This window comes from Eubacterium sp. An11 (assembly GCF_002161065.1).
Lineage (GTDB): Bacteria > Bacillota > Clostridia > Lachnospirales > Lachnospiraceae > Anaerobutyricum > Anaerobutyricum faecale.
In genome coordinates this window covers 40,207-57,913 of record NZ_NFLV01000016.1, presented here as the reverse complement: position 1 = coordinate 57,913, position 17,707 = coordinate 40,207, and the positions used below count along the sequence as shown (strand labels likewise).

The 17,707-nt window shown below is 49.6% G+C and carries 15 protein-coding genes; 10 read left to right on the top strand and 5 right to left on the bottom strand.

The features are described 5' to 3' along the window. Positions 1–16 precede the first annotated feature (16 nt). Positions 17–484 carry an 8-oxo-dGTP diphosphatase gene (locus tag B5E53_RS12315; protein ID WP_087315471.1) on the top strand — a complete coding sequence of 156 codons (468 nt, stop codon included), beginning with the start codon at positions 17–19 and terminating at the stop codon, positions 482–484. Between the two features lie 45 nt (positions 485–529). Here the strand turns inward: B5E53_RS12315 and B5E53_RS12310 are convergent, their stop codons facing one another. From B5E53_RS12310 to B5E53_RS12295, 4 genes are all read right to left on the bottom strand, one after another. Then, complete coding sequence (locus tag B5E53_RS12310; protein ID WP_242963694.1) at positions 530–1,909, bottom strand: aldehyde dehydrogenase; 1,380 nt, start codon at positions 1,907–1,909, stop codon at positions 530–532. Next, positions 1,890–3,380, bottom strand: coding sequence for an iron-containing alcohol dehydrogenase (locus tag B5E53_RS12305; RefSeq protein ID WP_343215649.1), 1,491 nt, complete (start codon positions 3,378–3,380; stop codon positions 1,890–1,892). The genes B5E53_RS12310 and B5E53_RS12305 overlap by 20 nt, the downstream gene beginning before the upstream one ends. A gap of 173 nt (positions 3,381–3,553) precedes the next feature. Continuing rightward, positions 3,554–4,306, bottom strand: coding sequence for a TIGR03915 family putative DNA repair protein (locus tag B5E53_RS12300; RefSeq protein ID WP_343215648.1), 753 nt, complete (start codon positions 4,304–4,306; stop codon positions 3,554–3,556). Between the two features lie 14 nt (positions 4,307–4,320). Continuing rightward, complete coding sequence (locus B5E53_RS12295; RefSeq protein ID WP_087315465.1) at positions 4,321–5,928, bottom strand: putative DNA modification/repair radical SAM protein; 1,608 nt, start codon at positions 5,926–5,928, stop codon at positions 4,321–4,323. 359 nt (positions 5,929–6,287) lie between these two features. Here B5E53_RS12295 and B5E53_RS12290 point away from each other — a divergent pair, with 359 nt between their 5' ends. The 6 genes from B5E53_RS12290 (at position 6,288) to B5E53_RS12265 (ending at position 12,374) form a co-directional block, all read left to right on the top strand. Next, entirely contained in the window at positions 6,288–7,496 is a 1,209-nt protein-coding gene (locus B5E53_RS12290) for a glucose-1-phosphate adenylyltransferase (RefSeq protein ID WP_087315463.1), read from the top strand. Continuing rightward, positions 7,490–8,635 (top strand): glucose-1-phosphate adenylyltransferase subunit GlgD, encoded by a 1,146-nt coding sequence (gene glgD / locus B5E53_RS12285; RefSeq protein ID WP_087315461.1) that lies wholly within the window; start codon positions 7,490–7,492, stop codon positions 8,633–8,635. Before B5E53_RS12290 ends, glgD begins: the two co-directional genes overlap by 7 nt. Before the next feature lie 296 nt (positions 8,636–8,931). Next, a complete protein-coding gene (gene larB, locus B5E53_RS12280) occupies positions 8,932–9,687 on the top strand; it encodes a nickel pincer cofactor biosynthesis protein LarB (RefSeq protein WP_087315459.1) in 756 nt (251 codons plus the stop codon). Positions 9,688–9,861: 174 nt separating this feature from the next. Further along, positions 9,862–10,881 (top strand): ATP-dependent sacrificial sulfur transferase LarE, encoded by a 1,020-nt coding sequence (gene larE / locus B5E53_RS12275; protein ID WP_242963693.1) that lies wholly within the window; start codon positions 9,862–9,864, stop codon positions 10,879–10,881. A 77-nt stretch (positions 10,882–10,958) separates the two neighbouring features. Continuing rightward, on the top strand, positions 10,959–11,579 hold the full coding sequence (locus B5E53_RS12270; protein WP_087315457.1) for a sugar O-acetyltransferase: 621 nt from the start codon (positions 10,959–10,961) through the stop codon (positions 11,577–11,579). A gap of 63 nt (positions 11,580–11,642) precedes the next feature. Beyond that, positions 11,643–12,374, top strand: a complete 732-nt coding sequence (locus B5E53_RS12265; RefSeq protein WP_087315455.1) for a hypothetical protein — start codon at positions 11,643–11,645, stop codon at positions 12,372–12,374. Positions 12,375–12,606: 232 nt separating this feature from the next. On the opposite strand, the gene B5E53_RS12260 is transcribed toward B5E53_RS12265, so the two are convergent. Continuing rightward, the gene (locus tag B5E53_RS12260; RefSeq protein ID WP_087315453.1) at positions 12,607–13,995 is read right to left on the bottom strand and encodes an alanine/glycine:cation symporter family protein; all 1,389 of its coding nucleotides are present in this window, start codon (positions 13,993–13,995) and stop codon (positions 12,607–12,609) included. 278 nt (positions 13,996–14,273) lie between these two features. Here B5E53_RS12260 and larC point away from each other — a divergent pair, with 278 nt between their 5' ends. The 3 genes from larC to B5E53_RS12245 all read left to right on the top strand — a co-directional run bounded on the left by larC (position 14,274) and on the right by B5E53_RS12245 (position 17,678). After that, positions 14,274–15,740: a nickel pincer cofactor biosynthesis protein LarC gene (larC, locus tag B5E53_RS12255; RefSeq protein ID WP_087315451.1), complete on the top strand. Its 1,467-nt coding sequence runs from the start codon at positions 14,274–14,276 to the stop codon at positions 15,738–15,740. A 33-nt stretch (positions 15,741–15,773) separates the two neighbouring features. Continuing rightward, positions 15,774–16,892, top strand: a complete 1,119-nt coding sequence (locus B5E53_RS12250; RefSeq protein ID WP_087315449.1) for an aldo/keto reductase — start codon at positions 15,774–15,776, stop codon at positions 16,890–16,892. 114 nt (positions 16,893–17,006) lie between these two features. Continuing rightward, positions 17,007–17,678, top strand: coding sequence for a DUF6198 family protein (locus B5E53_RS12245; protein ID WP_087315447.1), 672 nt, complete (start codon positions 17,007–17,009; stop codon positions 17,676–17,678). Positions 17,679–17,707 lie beyond the last annotated feature (29 nt).

The following is a 17,707-nucleotide window of genomic DNA, read 5'->3' as shown; positions in this document are numbered from 1 at the left end:
AGGAAAGGACAAAAAAATGATACCTACAACATTATGTTACATAGAAAAAGATGATTGTTATCTGATGCTTCACAGGATATCCAAGAAGGTAGATATCAACAAGGATAAATGGATTGGCGTTGGAGGAAAGTTTGAAGATAAGGAGAGCCCTGAAGAATGCCTCCTGCGGGAAGTCAAGGAGGAGACGGGGCTGACTCTGACTTCTTACCGGCTGCGGGGAATCGTCACCTTTGTCTCGGACCGCTGGGTGACAGAATATATGTTTTTGTATACGGCGGATGATTTCACCGGAGAGATGACTGCCTGCAATGAGGGGACTCTGGAGTGGGTGCCTAAGAAAGAATTGTCCCGGCTGAAACTTTGGGAAGGAGATAAAATCTTCCTGAAACTGCTGGCGGAGGATGCGCCGTTTTTCTCCCTGAAATTATCGTATGAGGGTGACAAACTGGTTTTTGCCGCCCTGGATGGAAAAAGGATAAAATAATGGGGCGACAAGTTGATTTTGCCGCCCCGGACAGGAAAAACTGTTTTATCTCAAAAAGAATCGGACTAGTTTCTCGTTGAGAAATTTATATGGCTGGTATCGCATCGGAAGATCCAGCCATAATTTTTTGTCTACGATGCTCTTATAATGGGAGAAGGTGCGAAATCCGTCCAGACCATGGTAAGAGCCCATGCCGCTGGCGCCGAATCCACCGAATCCCATCTCGCTGGTGGCCAGATGAATGATCGTGTCGTTGATGCAGCCGCCGCCAAAACCACAGCGGTTCATGACCTTTCTGGCAGCCGCTTTGTTCCGGGTGAACAGATACAGTGCCAGTGGATGAGGCATACTGCCAAGCCTGCGGATGGCTTCCTCCAGAGAGTGGAAGGTGAGCACCGGCAGGACCGGACCGAAAATCTCCTCCTGCATGACAGCGTCCCGAAAGCTTACGCCGGTGAGAACCGTCGGTGCGATCTGCAGGGTCTGTGGATCGGTATTGCCGCCTGCAACGACCTTCTTCGGGTCGATCAGACCTGTGATTCTGTGGAAATGCTTTTCGTTGATGATCTTCCCGTAATTTGGATTGCGAAGCGGATCGCTGCCGAACTGACGCCGGATTTCTTTTTTGATCTCTTCTACAAGGGCGTTCCGGATGCTCTGGTCACAGTAAATGTAATCCGGAGCCACGCAGGTCTGGCCGCAGTTTAAAAACTTGCCGAATACGATCTGTCTGGCGGCCAGGCGGAGGTTGGCAGATCTGTCCACGATGCATGGACTTTTACCGCCAAGTTCCAGAGTGACCGGCGTGAGATGCTCAGAAGCCCGCCGCATCACTTCTTTCCCCACAGCCTGACTGCCGGTGAAGAAAATATAGTCAAAAGGCTGTTCCAGGAGGCAGGTATTTTCCGCGCGGCCTCCGGTGACCACAGCCACATAGCTGGAAGGGAAACACTCATGGATGATCCGGCGGATGATCTCGCTGGTGTGCGGAGAGTAGGCGCTTGGTTTCACAACGGCAGTGTTGCCGGCGGACAGGGCGTCCACCAGAGGTTCCATGGTAAGCATGAACGGGTAGTTCCATGGACTCATGATCAAAACAGTCCCATAGGGAGACGGTTTGACAAAGCTTACAGCATGAAACTGTGACAGCGGGGTAGGCACTCGTCTGTCCCGGGCGAAAGAGCGGAGATGCTTCAGCATGTAAGTGATTTCACTGTAGACCATGCCGGTCTCACACATATAGCTCTCAAAATTACTTTTGCCCAGATCTTTTTGCAGCGCCTGATGGATGGCGCTCTCATTTCTTTTAATGCAGACTTTCAGTCTCTGCAGCGCCCGTATCCGGAAGGATACGTCCAGTGTGATGCCCTTCTGGAAAAAATCGCGCTGGTTGCGCAAAATTGTGTTAATCTTCTTTTGATTCATTGATCTCCTCCGTTTTATTGTCCGGGATGTCTGCGGGCGATCCGGAAACGGCCGCGGCGGTTTCCTCATGGGAAGAAGAGCCGGCATCTTCGGAAGCGTCCGGGGCGGCCTTGCCATGAGAAAAGGTGCCTTCATTGGCGGAAACAGCCGCAGCATTTCTATTATGGGATATTTTGGCTTCCTCGGCGTGGCTTTGCGCGGCTTTCTGCGCTTTGTACTGCGCTGCCCGCTGTGCGGCCTGTCTGGCATAGGCCTGGAAATCCATCTCCGGCTCTTCCGGATGATGGTGTTTCGGCATTAACATATAGTAGAACTTCTCCAGCTCCTGAGCGTTCATGAGAACAGGAACCGGATAGAGAGGATTTGCCTCTTTGTCCGCATAATGGCTGAGCTTCGGGATATCTTCCTCACGGATCTCTTCGATGGTATTGCCGATCCCGTATCGTTTCTTCATGTTCTGAATGGCATAGATAAATAACCGTGCGCCTTTATAATGTGGGATATCCTTCCTGGCTATACCTGCTGCAACGGCAAGGTGATGCAGTTTCTTATAGATACATTCACCGTAAGAATCCAGCACATATGGAAGAAGCACTGCGTTGGCGTAACCGTGAGGCACATTGTAAGCGCCTCCGAGAGAGTGAGCCACCGCGTGGACATAACCCACATAAGATTTGGTGAAGGCACAGCCGGCGTAGTAGGAAGCCTTTAACATGTTCCGTCTTGCCTCCATATTATTTCCATCTTTGACAGCGGTATCCAGATTCTTAAAAATCAGGGACACAGCCATCAGAGCATTCTTTCTGGTGCCCGGTGTGGTGGAATTGCCAATGTAGGCTTCCACTGCATGGGTCAGCGCGTCCATACCGGTACAGGCGGTAATAAACGGAGGAAGACTGCGGGTAACCTCCGGATCCAGAACCGCATATCGCGGAATCAGCGGGAAATCATTGATGGCATATTTATGTCTGGTCTCCGCGTCAGTGATCACTGCGGCGATGGTCGTCTCGCTGCCGGTGCCGGCAGTGGTCGGAATGGCGATCAGCAGAGGAAGCTTTTTATGTACTTTGAGAATCCCCTTCATCCTGGCGAGAGATTTGTCCGGACGGGCGATCTTTACTCCCACAGCCTTGGCACAGTCAATACTGGAACCTCCGCCAAAGCCGATGATAGCGGAACAGTGATGCGCATGATAAAGGCCGGCGGCCTCATATACGTTAGTGGTAGTTGGATTGGCCACTGTTTTATCGTAAATGACATAGGAAATATGCTTGTCTCTCAGAGCGCTTTTTAATTTTCTGAGAAGTCCGAGGCTGACAATGCCCTTATCTGTGACGATGAGAACAGAATGGCATTTTTTCTTTTGAAGTACATCCGGAATTCTTTTGACGCTGCCCAGAATCTTCGGATGCCGGTATGGCAGAAACGGAATGGCAAATTTGAGTACGGACTGGAATGTCCGGCAGTACATTTTTCTCACTGGATGCATAATAATCTTTCCTTTCTGATGGTGTATGCATATCTCAGACGTACGGACGAAAACCGCTCCGTGACACATTGTGACAGGAGGCAGAATTCCGGGGATATGCACCGGTATATCTGTTATGATGATACATCCGATGGCGGGGAAAGGTCAATGCTTTCTTATTGAAATTCGGTCATGTTTTTGCGGTACCAGAGCGGCAGCATGGTTCTCTGGCAGCGGGGATTATATCGCTGCCGGATGCCAATGTGAGTAAAAAATCCTTTCCAGAGATCGACGAATGCATCGTCCGGTTTTTGGGAAAGTTCCCGCATCTCATCCGGGGACAGGGAAGTTAGATAACACTCCTGGTCTGCGGGATGGACCATGGCGAGACGTCGTCCGTCATCGATGATCATCCAGTTCTCGGAGGGCAGACGGTCGGAAAAATACGGAGAGACCAGAGAGAGAACATTGCTTTTGGGTTCGATATGGCTGACCAGAACACGATTCTCATAGCTGGCAAACCGGATAAATTCTTTAAAATAGTGGGCTTCATTGGAGACCTTCCGGTCCAGTTCAAAGAGACGCATGACTGCCGGATGCTGCAGACAGTCTGTGACGGATGCGCCAACATAAAAACCGAGATTTAAAAAGCGGTAGATGGCGTCTAGTTTGTCATCCTGGTCGGACATGGCGGCGCGGCAGACCATTTGAAAAGCCCGGCGGGAGATCTTCTGCCGGATGGTGCGCACAACGCTTTCGGCCTTTTCCGGCTGGGCGTCCACATGCCGGTATGTGCAGAAAAGCTCCGGCGTGCCCAGCGGTTCTGTGAGAAGACGCACATTGGAGTGTCCCAGACGGGAGGCCCAGGCGTCATAAATGCAGGTCATCATATCGTCAAACTGATCTTCACAGGTAAATACAGTGATCATGGCAGAGCTCCTTTCTATAACTGTCCCGAAAGCGTTTTGGCGGAGTCTTCTATCATCACGTCTCCGTCAATGTGAAAATCATCGAACAGGGAAAGCTGCCGGTAGGTTTCCGGGTGAGTAATCTCCCAGTTCTTCGCGGAATTGTCACAGGTAAGCCTCCGGGTGATGAAGTCTTCCTCAATGGGAATCCGGTGGAGCATCTTTCCGCCGCAGGTGATGAAATACTGGGCGCGCTTGAGAATGACCCGCATCTTTTTTAAATGTTCGAAAGTGAGGCGTCCGTGTCTTCTTGCCTGGACGATCCGTCGGGCAGACTTCACTCCGATGCCGGGAACCCGGAGCAGCTGGGCATAACTGGCGTGCTGAATCTCCACAGGAAACTGCTCCAGGTGCCGGAGGGCCCAGTCGCATTTCGGATCGATCAGAATATTGAAGTTGGGCCTTTCTTTGCTCAGAAGTTCCCCGGCGTGGAAACCGTAGTACCGGAGGAGCCAGTCGGCCTGGTACAGTCTGTGTTCCCGGAGAAGGGGAGGAGCGGTGTTAAGGTCCGGCAGGGCGGCGTCTTCGTTGAGGGGCACATAGGCGGAGAAGAAAACCCTCTTTAAATCATACTGCTGATACAGCCGCTGAGTGACAGACAAAAGCTCCAGATCGGTCTCGCCGGAAGCGCCGATGATCATCTGGGTGCTCTGACCGGCAGGAACGAAGGAGGAGGCACCTTCTAACACCGAATCCGGAAGGAAGATCTTCGATGCTGCTGCCGGGGCTTCTGTCTTTGAAAAAATGGACTTGCCAGCTGTGCTGTCAGGCGCCATTGACGCGGCAGATAACTCTGTGCGGCCGGGAGCCGCAGTCTCCAGTGAAGCTGACGTCTCGAAGAGTCCCGGAGCCCGGGAGCCTGCGGTCAGAAATCTGTAAGGGTTCTCCTTAAAAATCGTATGAGCAAGATACTGGTTCCCGGAGGCGCGCTCCATCTGAGGGTCTTTGCCGATGGCAAGGCGGTGTCCGGCAATACCCTGCTGAATCTGCCGCATGGGCCGGACGAGATTCTCCGGATTCTTATATGGAGCCAGCCGGTGAAGGCCCTCTCTGGTGGGCAGCTCAATATTGACGCTCATCCGGTCCACCAGACAGCCGGTGCGCATGATCAGCTCTTCCGGTGCGCCGGGAATGGCCTTGGCGTGAATGTAGCCGTTAAAACGATAGCGGGTGCGGAGAAGATGGATGGTCTGGTACATCAGTTCCATGGTGTAGGCGGGACTTTTTACCACGCCGGAACTTAAGAACAGCCCTTCGATGTAATTGCGCCGGTAAAACTCCACCACCAGCGTGCATACTTCTTCCGGAGTAAAGGTGGCCCTGGGCCGGTCATTGTCGGAGCGGTTAAGACAGTATCGGCAGTTGAAAATGCATTCGTTGCTCAAAAGAATCTTGAGAAGAGAAATGCAGCGGCCGTCGGAGGCGAAACTGTGGCAGATACCCGCAGCGGAAGCATTCCCCAGATACCCCTTCTTTCCGCGGCGGTCGGAGCCGCTGGAAGTGCATGCCACGTCATATTTGGCGGCGTCAGCCAGTATATTTAATTTGTCCTGCAGAGAAAGAGAGCCATTTGTTATATCCATCCTGCAAATCTCCTTTCGAATGTATGTTTGCTTATATGCTACCATATACTGAAACAAAATACAATAAAAAACGAACAAAAGTTCGAAAAATGTGAGAAGTAAATTTTTGCCATAAAAGATGGAAGAATTTATGTAAATTATGATGAATACTTTGTTACATTTTTAGAAAAGATTGAAAAAAATTAAGCAAAAAGCTGATTTTTACCTGTTAAAAACAGGTTTAATCTGTTATAATAAATAAAAATGAGCGGATGAAATATTTTTATATCAAAATATTACGAACGGACAGAGAAAACAAGAAAAAGTGATCTTTGTCTGTTCCGCTTGTTGTCACTAATTTTTAAGGAGGATTAAATGAAATGGGCAAAGAAATGATTGCAATGCTTCTTGCCGGAGGACAGGGCTCCCGTCTTTATGCTCTGACACAGAAGCTGGCAAAACCTGCAGTTCCATTCGGAGGAAAGTACCGTATCATCGACTTTCCGCTGTCGAACTGCGTGAATTCAGGAATTGACACAGTAGGTGTTCTGACACAGTATCAGCCTCTGGTACTGAACGAATACATCGGAAACGGACAGCCATGGGATCTGGACAGACTGTACGGCGGCGTGCATGTGCTTCCGCCATACCAGCAGGTATCCGGTTCTGACTGGTATAAAGGTACCGCCAACGCCATTTATCAGAACATCAACTTTATCGAAAGATATGATCCGGAGTATGTCATCATTCTTTCCGGTGACCAGATCTGTAAGCAGGACTATAGTGATTTCCTTCGCTTCCACAAGGAGAAGGGTGCGGAGTTCAGCGTGGCTGTCATGGAAGTGCCGTGGGAGGAGGCTTCCCGTTTCGGCCTGATGGTAACCGATGAGAACGATAAGATTACCGAGTTCCAGGAGAAACCGAAGGATCCGAAGTCCAATCTGGCTTCCATGGGTATCTACATATTCAATTGGGACATTCTGAAAAAATATCTGATAGAGGACGAGGATGACCCGGAATCCGAGAATGATTTTGGTAACAACATCATCCCGAACCTGTTAAGAGACGGACGGGAAATGTACGCCTATCATTTCAACGGCTACTGGAAGGACGTGGGAACCATTTCTTCCCTGTGGGAAGCCAATATGGAAGTTCTGGATCCGGAGCACAGCGGAATCAACCTGTTTGACGACGACTGGAAGATTTACAGCCGGAACAGCGGTATGACCGGTCACAGGATCAAAGCGGGAGCCGTTGTGGAGAATTCCATGATCACAGATGGATGCCGGATTGCCGGTGAAGTGAAACATTCCATCCTTTTTGCAGGCGTGAAGGTAGAAGAAGGCGCAGTAGTGGAAGACGCCGTTGTCATGGGCGGAACCATTATCAAGGCCGGCGCAGTTGTAAAACACTGTATCGTGGCAGAGAATGTCGTGATCGGTGAGAACGCGCAGGTTGGCGCAATGCCGACGGAAGAAGAATCCGGAGTGGCAACGATTGGTGCCGGCATCTATATCGGTGACAACGTAAAAATCGGCCCGAATGCCATGATTAATGAAAATGTAAAGGATGGTGAAGAACAATGGTAATGTCCAACAAGAGCGCACTGGGAATTATTTTCCCGAATATTTATGATAAGCTTGTACCTGATTTGACCAGCGAGCGTTTGATGGCTTCCATTCCGTTCGGAAGCCGTTACCGCATGATCGACTTTATTTTATCCAGCATGGTAAACTGCGGCATCAGCAATATTTCCATTCTGGTCCGTGAGAATTATTTCTCCCTGCTGGATCATCTGGGCTCCGGCCGTGAATGGGATCTGGCCCGCAAGAACGGCGGTCTGAATATTTTCCCTCCGTTCGCCCAGAAGTCCATGAGTGTCTATGGCGGACGAATTGAAGCCATGGCAGGTATCCTTGGTTTCCTGAAGTCTCAGAAAGAGAAGTACGTGGTAATGTCCGATGCGAATATCGCCATGAACTTTGATTTCAGAGCTCTGATCGAGGCTCACATTGCCAGCGGCGCCGACATTACGGCAGCTTACAAAAAAGAAGAGATTCCGGAAGACACTGTGACCATGAGAGAAGATTCCAGCAAAGGAACCTACTATACATTTGATATGGACGGCGACAGAATCAACGGTCTTCATATTAACTCCCAGAAGTCCGGTATCCAGAATTTTGGTATGAACATTTACGTGATGGAAAGAGAACTTCTCATCGATACCATCAACACCGCATTTATCAGCGGCGGCGTTTATTTCGAGAGAGATATCCTTCTTCCACATCTTAACGACCTGAAGATCTGTGGTTATGAGTATACCGGATATACTTCCAGAATCCTCAGTCTGAAAGGATACTTCGATGAGAACATGAAACTTCTTGACGATGAGAATCTGGATGCACTTTTCTCCGGTCACACCATCTACACGAAGATTCGTGATGATAACCCGACAAGATATATTGGCGACGCCAAAGCTTCCAACGTGATGGTAGCCGACGGCTGTGTCATCGAAGGAGAAGTGGAGAACAGTATCTTATTCCGTGGCGTTAAGATCGGAAAGGGCGCCAAAGTAAAGAATTGTATTCTCATGCAGGATACTGTTGTGGAAGACGGCGTGGACATCGAGTACGTCATCACGGACAAGAAGGTGACCATCACCGAGAACAAACACCTGAACGGAACCGATTCCTTCCCTGTCTTTATCGCAAAGAGACAGACCGTATAAAAGGATCCGGCCCACACATTTATTTGACCCATACATTTATTGACAAAAATAGAGCTGTTGCTCTGGACGGAAGTCGCAGGATTTCTGCCAGGGCAGCGGCTTTTTTGCGCCATAGATCCGGAAGACGGCCGCCGTGTCTGCACGGGTGGACACCCGACGGCAACGAAGAGCAAACGGCTTTGACTGCGCTATAAAACGTGAGCGATAAAAAGCGAATCTGTGACTTTACGAAAAGCAGGGGGCAGTTTATAATAGAAAAAGGGAACCAATGTTCTGAAAAAGGAAAGGAAATGTAAATGGAAGCAAGAGAAGTATTAAATCGTGTGAAAAACGGAGAAATTTCCGTGGAAGAAGCGGAAAAATATTTTAAGAGAGAACCCTATGAAGAACTGGGCTACGCCAAGCTGGATCTGCACCGGGAAGTCCGCTCCGGTTTTCCGGAAGTGATTTACTGCAGCGGAAAGCCTGACGATTATCTGGTATCCATTTACCAGAAAATGTACGAACACAACGGGGAAGTTTTCGGCACCCGTGCCAGCCGCCATCAGTACGAGCTGGTAAAAGAAGTGATTCCTTCTATTATATATGATGAGATTTCCCACATATTAAAAGTGGAAAAACCAGATAAAAAGCATATCGGCAGCGTTGCAGTCTGTACCGCCGGCACAGCGGACATCCCGGTGGCAGAGGAAGCCGCCCAGACCGCGGAATACTTTGGCACCCGGGTGGAGCGGATCTATGATGTGGGCGTCAGCGGCATTCACCGTCTCCTCTCCCAGGTGGACGAGATTCAGAGCGCCAACTGCGTGATCGCCGTGGCCGGCATGGAAGGAGCCCTGGCCAGCGTCCTGGGTGGTCTTGTATCCAACCCGGTCATCGCTGTGCCGACCTCCGTGGGTTACGGTGCCAGCATGAACGGTCTCTCCGCCCTCCTCACCATGATCAACTCCTGCGCCAACGGCATCGCCGTGGTTAACATCGACAACGGCTATGGCGCCGGATACATGGCGACCCAGATCAACCGTCTGGCGGAACGGGCGCCGCGGAAGTAAGCGCAAAGCTCAGGCCGCGGACAGTTACGCTGTGACATGATATGATGTAACATGGAGAGATAAGGAAAGATAACAGAAATGCAGCAATAATATCGATACCAATACATTTGGAAATATATTTGGAAAGGATACCATATGCCACAGAATGACAGAATAGAAAACGGACAAAATGACATGGCACGAGCAGCCTTTGAGAAACTGGACAAACTGAAAGCGTGGATGAGGGAAAAGGGACGGGTGGCCATCGCCTTTTCCGGCGGAGTGGACTCTGCCCTTCTTTTAAAAGCCGCCTGCGATGCGCTGCAGGGAGAAAAAAATCCTGGAAGTACAGATAACGCTGAAAGCAACACTGAAAGTGAAAATTGCGTCGGTAAGGGGAACAGCGGAAATGTCAGCCTGGCAGAGGACGCTGATGCAGTAAGAGACAAGGTTCTCGCCATCACCGCAGATTCCCGGGTGTTCCCGGGCAGAGAACGGACGGAGGCAGAAGAATTCTGCCAAAGTCTTGGCTGCCGTCAGATCATTTTCCGATTTGAGGAGATGGCAGTACCGGGCTTCGCCGATAATCCACCGGACCGCTGCTACATCTGCAAGACAGCCCTCTTTACCCGCATGAAAGAAATCGCGGCTGAAAACGGCATGGACGTTCTGGCGGAAGGCTCCAACATGGACGACCTGGGCGACTACCGTCCGGGACTGCGCGCCATCGGGGAGCTGCACATCGCAAGTCCCCTGCGGAAAGCAGGTCTTACCAAAGCGGAAATCCGTTTCCTCTCAAAAGAGCTGGGGCTTCCTACCTGGCAGAAGCCATCCTTTGCCTGCCTGGCTTCCCGGTTCGTCTACGGCGAGACCATCACCGAGGACAAACTTGCCATGGTGGAGCAGGGCGAACAGCTTCTGTTCTCCCTGGGCTTTCATCAATTCCGGGTGCGCATCCATGGGACTCTAGCCCGCATCGAGCTGCTGCCGGAGGAAATGGACCGGCTTCTGACGCCGGAGCTGCGAACAGAAATCGCGGAAAAGTTCCGAAGCTTTGGCTTCTCTTATGTGACCCTCGATCTGCAGGGATACCGGACGGGAAGTATGAATGAGGGACTGAAAAGTGTGAAAAACACAAAGATACGTAAATATCAGAAAATTGGTGCGAAATATCATCAAAAAAGTATTTATGCTGGATATGATTGTTTTGAATGAGGACCGCCATGTGAATAACCTTGCTGTCATTTATAGCAACAAATAAATTTTTTGCAAAAAATGTAATGGAGATAAGCATGAACGAAAAAGAACGCATGTTATCCGGCCGTCTCTATCATTCCCTGAAGATGAATGACGGGCAGTGGGAGCGGAGCCGGGGAGTATTGAAAAAGTTTAATGATATGCCTTTTGAGCAGGCCAAGGAGCGGATGGAACTGCTGCGGGGAATCTTCGGACAGATGGGAGAGGACGTTTATATTGAGCCGCCCTTTTACTGTGATAAGGGTGGGCAGATTCATATTGGCGATCATTTTTATGCCAACACCGGTTTTCTGGCGTTGGATGAGGCGAAGGTGACCATCGGGAATCATGTGATGCTGGGGCCTCGGGTGTGCATTTACACGGCCTGCCATCCGGTGGACGCGCTGATCCGGAACATGCATCTGGAGTTTGCCAAACCGGTGACCATCGGAGACGATGTCTGGGTTGGAGGAAATGTGGTGATCAATCCCGGAGTGACCATTGGAAGCAACGTGGTCATTGGCTCAGGGTCTGTGGTGACCAAAGATATTCCTGACGGAGTCATTGCGGCCGGCAATCCCTGCCGGGTGATCCGGAAGATCACGGATGAGGACCGGCGGTACTGGCAGGAGCAGGCGGACGAATATTTTGCTGATGAAGATGTCAGGGAAAAATAATAGGCAGGAAAGTATTTTGCCGATGAGACTGTGAGGATTTCAGGATATGGGAGGGAAAATGTTATGGGAAGATTAAAAAGGTCTGTGGCTGGAACAGTATTGTGCGCCGGCGTAGTTTCCGGATGTATGACTCTGGCGTTTCCGGTTTGTGCAGCTGATGCAGCAAGTGCATTGATGCAGGATATGGGGACACAGAAAGTATCTGTGCAGGCGAAGGATATGGGGACGCAGAAAGTATCTATTCAGGCGAAGAAGATGAATAAGAATAACTGGTATAAAAAAGTGCTGAAAAAGAAAAAAGGCAGCTATAAGGTACGCTGCTGGAATTATCAGTATAGTTATGCCTATAAAACCATTCGGACAAATGTATCTTCGTATTCTTATTACAAAACAGTGGATATCAATAAGGACGGTACAAAGGAACTTCTATTGTCTACCAGTTCCACAGGAAGAGGAATGGGCTCCCGTGTACTGGTTCTCACATTTCGTAAGGGAAAGGTAAAACCGCTGATGGCTTTCGAGGAACTGCGGAACGGCCTTTTTCTGAGGGGAAAGAAACTGTACGCGCAGGTAGGCGGCAGTACGGAGAGCATTATTACCGGTTATAAGATCAAAAAGGGAAAGGCGAAACAATTTGTGAAACTGGAACGGCTCAGGAGATGGCCCGGCGGAAGTCTTGATGAGGTCACAACATATTGGAAGAACGGTGGTCAGATTACAGAGACTCAGTATAATGCTGAATGTATGAAAAGCATAGCTTATAAGACGGCGCTTTCGTTTGCAAGAATTGACTGAGAGAAGTGCCGGACTTCTGTTGGAAAAGTGCAGAGACTTTTCAGAATGCAGTGCTTCCGGCCAGGTATGATGAAAAGATGAAAATCAAAAGTACAGGCAGGATAAAGTGAAAACAGGAAAGTAAAAGGCAATCCGGACAGTTGGTGTTACTGTCACACGGATTGCCTTTTTGTTGTTTGTCATAAATGTGTCAGGAGTATCCTCTGTTTTGTTATTCTTTTGACCGCCTCATTTATTTCTCTTTCTTACTCTCATAATCCTTCAGCGCTGCCAGCGCTTTCTTTGATAATGGATAGAGCATAAAGATATTAAATACTGTCATGAGTCCGACGCCCACATCGCCCAGATCCCATACCACAGAGTAGGCGGCGAGACCACCGATAAAGAGCATGACAAGGGCCAGGATCTTGTAGATGGTCTGGGATGTCCAGTTATCTCCAAAGAGGTATGCCACATTGGAGCGGGCGTAGAACAGGATACCGATGAAGGTGGAAAAACTGAACAGGAAGATGATGACGGCAATGAAGATGACGCCGAATTCTCCCAGGTGATACTGCATGGACGTCTGCAGTAAATCCATTCCCTGAAGGCCTGTGGTAAGTTTTTCCGGTGTGAGCAGCATGATCATAGCGGTGCAGCTGCAGATCAAAATGGTATCGATGAACACGCCGAGAGCCTGAGAAAGACCTACTTTTGCCGGATGGTCTGTCTCGGCGGTAGCTGCGGCGCATGGAGCGGAACCGGAACCGGCTTCGTTGGAGAAGAGGCCCCGCTTGACACCGTTCATGATCACAGCTCCGAATCCTCCGGCGGCAACCTGACGCAGGCCGAATGCCTCGGAGAAAATTCTGCCAAATACCGATGGGAGCATCTGAATATTTATGATAATCAGAATGATCGTCATCAGCAGATAGATACCGGCCATGATCGGCACCATGATATCCAGCACCCGGACAGTGGCATTTTTACGAAGAACGATGACCGCGCCCAGGATCACAAGAACGATCGTGGTATAAAGCGGCGGGATATGGAACGCATTTTCAAATGCGGAAGTCACGGAGTTGCTGACCACCTGGCTGATGCCAAACCAGCAAATGAGTCCGGACAGGGCAAACAGTACCGACAAAGGCACATACCGACGTTTTTTACCGCTGCGTTCTTCGAAATATCTGTGGATGTAATAAGCCGGCCCGCCGCGCCATCCGCCGTAGAGCGGATCCTTTTCTTTGTAAAGCTGAGCGAGAGTGGCTTCAATAAAAGCAGTGGATGAACCGATGATGGCGGTGATCCACATCCAGAATACGGCGCCGGCTCCTCCGGCGGAAATGGCGGCTACCACGCCCACCAGATTCCCCATACCGACACGGGTGGCCGTGGATACGATCAATGTCTGAAGAACAGACAAGGCGCTGTTTTTTTCATCTTTTTTGCCAAGGACGGCGCCGACCATGTCTTTAAAAAGCCGGACCGGCAGGACTTTGGTGCGGATGGTGAAATAGATACCTGTGGGAATCAGTAAAATCACCAGGATGGACAGCGGAAGCGTTCCGCCTCCCGGGAGGGGAAGAAAGAACAGATCTCCCCATAAAAAATTGTAAACAGTCTCAATTATTCTAGTCATACTTTCCTCCATAATAAAGAGTCGCGGGAAAATCTGCCCATGCGACTCCTGGCTAAGAATTTCATTTCTTTGAAGCTATAACTCTTTAATGATAAAAAGTGTATCGTAGTGAGTATATAATTTCTTTTGACATTTGTAAAGAAAATCCTGCAAATGTTCCGGTCTTTCATCGCATATTCTCTTGATTCAACATGGAAAAAGAATTTCCGATATGCTATTATTTTATATGATGCCATTTCGATGGCGGATATATTTCTATTAGAAAGGAATTTTCTACAATGTCAAATATACTTTATCTGGAATGTAACTCCGGTATCAGCGGAGATATGACGGTGGCGGCTCTTCTTGATCTGGGTGCCAGCGAGGAAGTTTTAATGAAGGCCTTGGACAGTATACCAGCCGACGGATTTTCGGTGGAAGTGACCCGGGTCAAAAAAACGGGGATCGATTGCTGTGATTTCGCGGTGTTTCTGGATGCCGAACATGAAAATCATGACCATGATATGGAGTATCTCCATGGACATCCCCACGAACACCTGCACGTCGAGGGGCATGAACACCCTCATGAACACCCTCATGGCGAGGGGCATGAACACCTTCACGAACATTATCATGGCGGGGAACATGAACATATCCATGAACATTATCACGGGGAAGAACATGAACATATCCATGAACACCATCATGGCGAAGAACATGAACATCATCACGGCGAAGGACAGGGACATTCCCATGAGCATCCGCACGGACATGTGCATCGGGGCATGAAAGAGATAAGAGAAATCATCGCTGTGGTAAAGATGACAGACCACGCCAGAAAGCTGGCACTGCGTATTTTTGAGATTATCGCCGAGGCGGAGGCGAAAGCCCATGCGGTTCCGGTAGAGCAGGTACATTTTCATGAGGTGGGAGCCATTGACTCCATTGTGGATGTGGTGGCTGCGGCGGTCTGCCTGGACGATCTTCATATTGAAAGTGTGGTGGTTCCAAAGCTTTGTGAGGGAACCGGAACTGTGCGCTGTCAGCACGGTGTGCTTCCGGTACCGGTGCCGGCGGTGACCAATATTGTGGAGAAAAATGGTCTGAATCTGGAAATTATGGATGTACAGGGAGAGTTTGTGACGCCGACAGGCGCAGCCATCGCGGCAGCGGTGAAGACTTCGGATGTACTGCCGAAGGCCTTCCGGATTGTCCGGACCGGTATCGGAGCGGGCAAACGTACCTATGAGCGTCCGAGTATTCTTCGCGCCATGCTCATTGAGCCGGCAAAGACGGAAGAAAAGGGAGACAAAGACTGCATTTACCGGATGGAGACCAATATTGACGACTGTTCCGGAGAGGTGCTTGGCTATGTGATGGACCTTCTTTTTGAGGCGGGAGCCAGAGATGTGCATTACCATCCGGTTTATATGAAGAAGAACCGGCCGGCGTGGCAGCTGAACGTCATCTGTGACGAGGCCGACATTGCCCGCATGGAGGAGATTATCTTCCGGGAGACAACAACCATCGGTATCCGGAGAGTGAAGATGGAACGAACCGTCCTTTCCAGAGAGTCCCGGGATGTAAAAGTAGGCAGCGGACGGGTACAGGTGAAAGTCTGTCATTATGGCAGCGAAAGCAAATTTTATCCGGAATATGAAAGTGTGAAAGAACTGTGCCGGACAACCGGGCGGTCTTACCGGGATATCTATCAGGAAGCGGTGGCTGCCTGCAGGCTTACAATGGAAACAGGCAGAGTAATGTAAAATAGTAAAGACATGGCAGAAGGAGGAAAAAACATGGCATATTTGGGAGAAGACATTAAAAAACTTGGTTTTGGACTGATGCGTCTGCCGATGAAAGGGGAGGCCATTGATGTGGAGCAGGTCAAAGCGATGGTCGACCGTTTTATGGGAGAAGGATTTACTTATTTTGATACGGCGTGGGCTTATGCCGGCAGCGAGGATGCCATCCGGCAGGCGCTGGTGGAGAGATATCCGAGAGAATCTTTCCAGCTGGCCACGAAAAACGCCGCGTGGATTAATTGCAAGACCAGGGAGGAGGCTGTCGCGCAGTTTGAAACTTCTCTGAAACAGACGGGAGCCGGCTATTTTGACTTCTATCTGCTGCATAATCTGGGAGAGTTCCGGACGAAGTTTTTTGATGAGTTTGATCTGTGGAGTTTTGTGAGGGAGAAGAAAGAGGAAGGTTTGATCCGGCATATCGGCTTCTCATTCCATTCCACACCGCAGGAACTGGAAAAGATCCTGAACGCACATCCGGAGATGGAGTTTGTACAGCTCCAGATCAACTATGGAGACTGGGAGAATCCGGCCATTCAGTCCAGGGCCTGTTACGAGGTGGCAAGAGCCCATGGCAAACCGGTCATTATCATGGAGCCGGTCAAGGGAGGCATGCTTGCCAATCCGCCGGAACCGGTAAAAGAGATTTTTAAACAGGCGGAGCCGGATGCCTCCTGTGCTTCCTGGGCGATCCGGTTTGCGGCAGATCTGCCTGGCATTATCACGGTCCTTTCCGGTATGAGCAGCATGGAACAGATGGAAGATAATCTGTCCGTCATGAAGGATTTCAACGGACTTTCTCCGGAGGAGAAAAAGACGCTGGATGAAGCGAGAGAAGCCTTAAATAAAATTCCGCTGATTCCATGCACCACCTGTAATTACTGCGCTAAAATCTGCCCGATGGAAATCGGTATTTCCGGTACATTTACCGCTATGAATTATCTGACGTTATATCAGGATAAGGCTGCGGCCAAACATCAGGAAGAATGGCTGGTGAACGGACACGGAAGGAAACCGGCATCGGAGTGTATTAAATGCGGAAAATGTGAAGTGGTCTGTCCGCAGCACATCAAAATCCGGGACGAACTGGTGCGGGCGTCAGAAAGTCTGGCATAAAAAGTCTGGTATAAAAAAGACAAAAGAATGCTGGCTGTCTTCTGAAATTGGGAGACAGCCAGCTGTCTGTGTGTGAACAGATGGTTGAGTAAGAAAATGGAAGGAGAGAGAATCATGAAAAAACAATGCTGGCTTTTTCGTATTTTTTTCTATATTTTATCACTGTTGATTTTGGCTCTGGGACTTACGCTCAACACGAAAACAGGATTGGGCGTATCACCGATTATCTCCGTGTCCTACAGCATATCACAGATTTTTCATCTGAATTTTGGAAATACGACGCTTGTGTGGTATACCGTTTTTGTGATAGCCCAGCTGATCATCCGGGGAAAGAACAGACGCTGGTATGATCTTCTGCAGATTCCGCTGAGTATTGTGTTCACAAGATTCCTGAATCTGTTTGAGAAATGTATTCCCTGGGAGACGGATTCCTTTGCCGCCAATATGGCATTGCTGATAGTGGCGATTATCTGTACCGGAGTGGGTGCGGCCATGTCTGTCAATATGCGGCTGATACCAAACCCGGGAGACGGTATTGTCGCAGCCATTGCGGATTTCATCCACAAAGATATGGGATTTGCCAAAAATATGTTTGACCTTTTAAACATTTGTATGACTTTTGTGATTGGTATCATTTCCGGACATTTTCTGCTGGGAATCGGAGTGGGAACAGTCTTTGCGGTCATCGGAGTGGGAAGAGCTGTCGCGGCTTTCAACTATCTTTGCAAGGAAAAAATGAATATCCTGTCAGGGCTTTCCGCAAATCCGGAGACCTGCACGCAGTAAAAATGTTTCGGCGGTCTGTGTAAACGGAA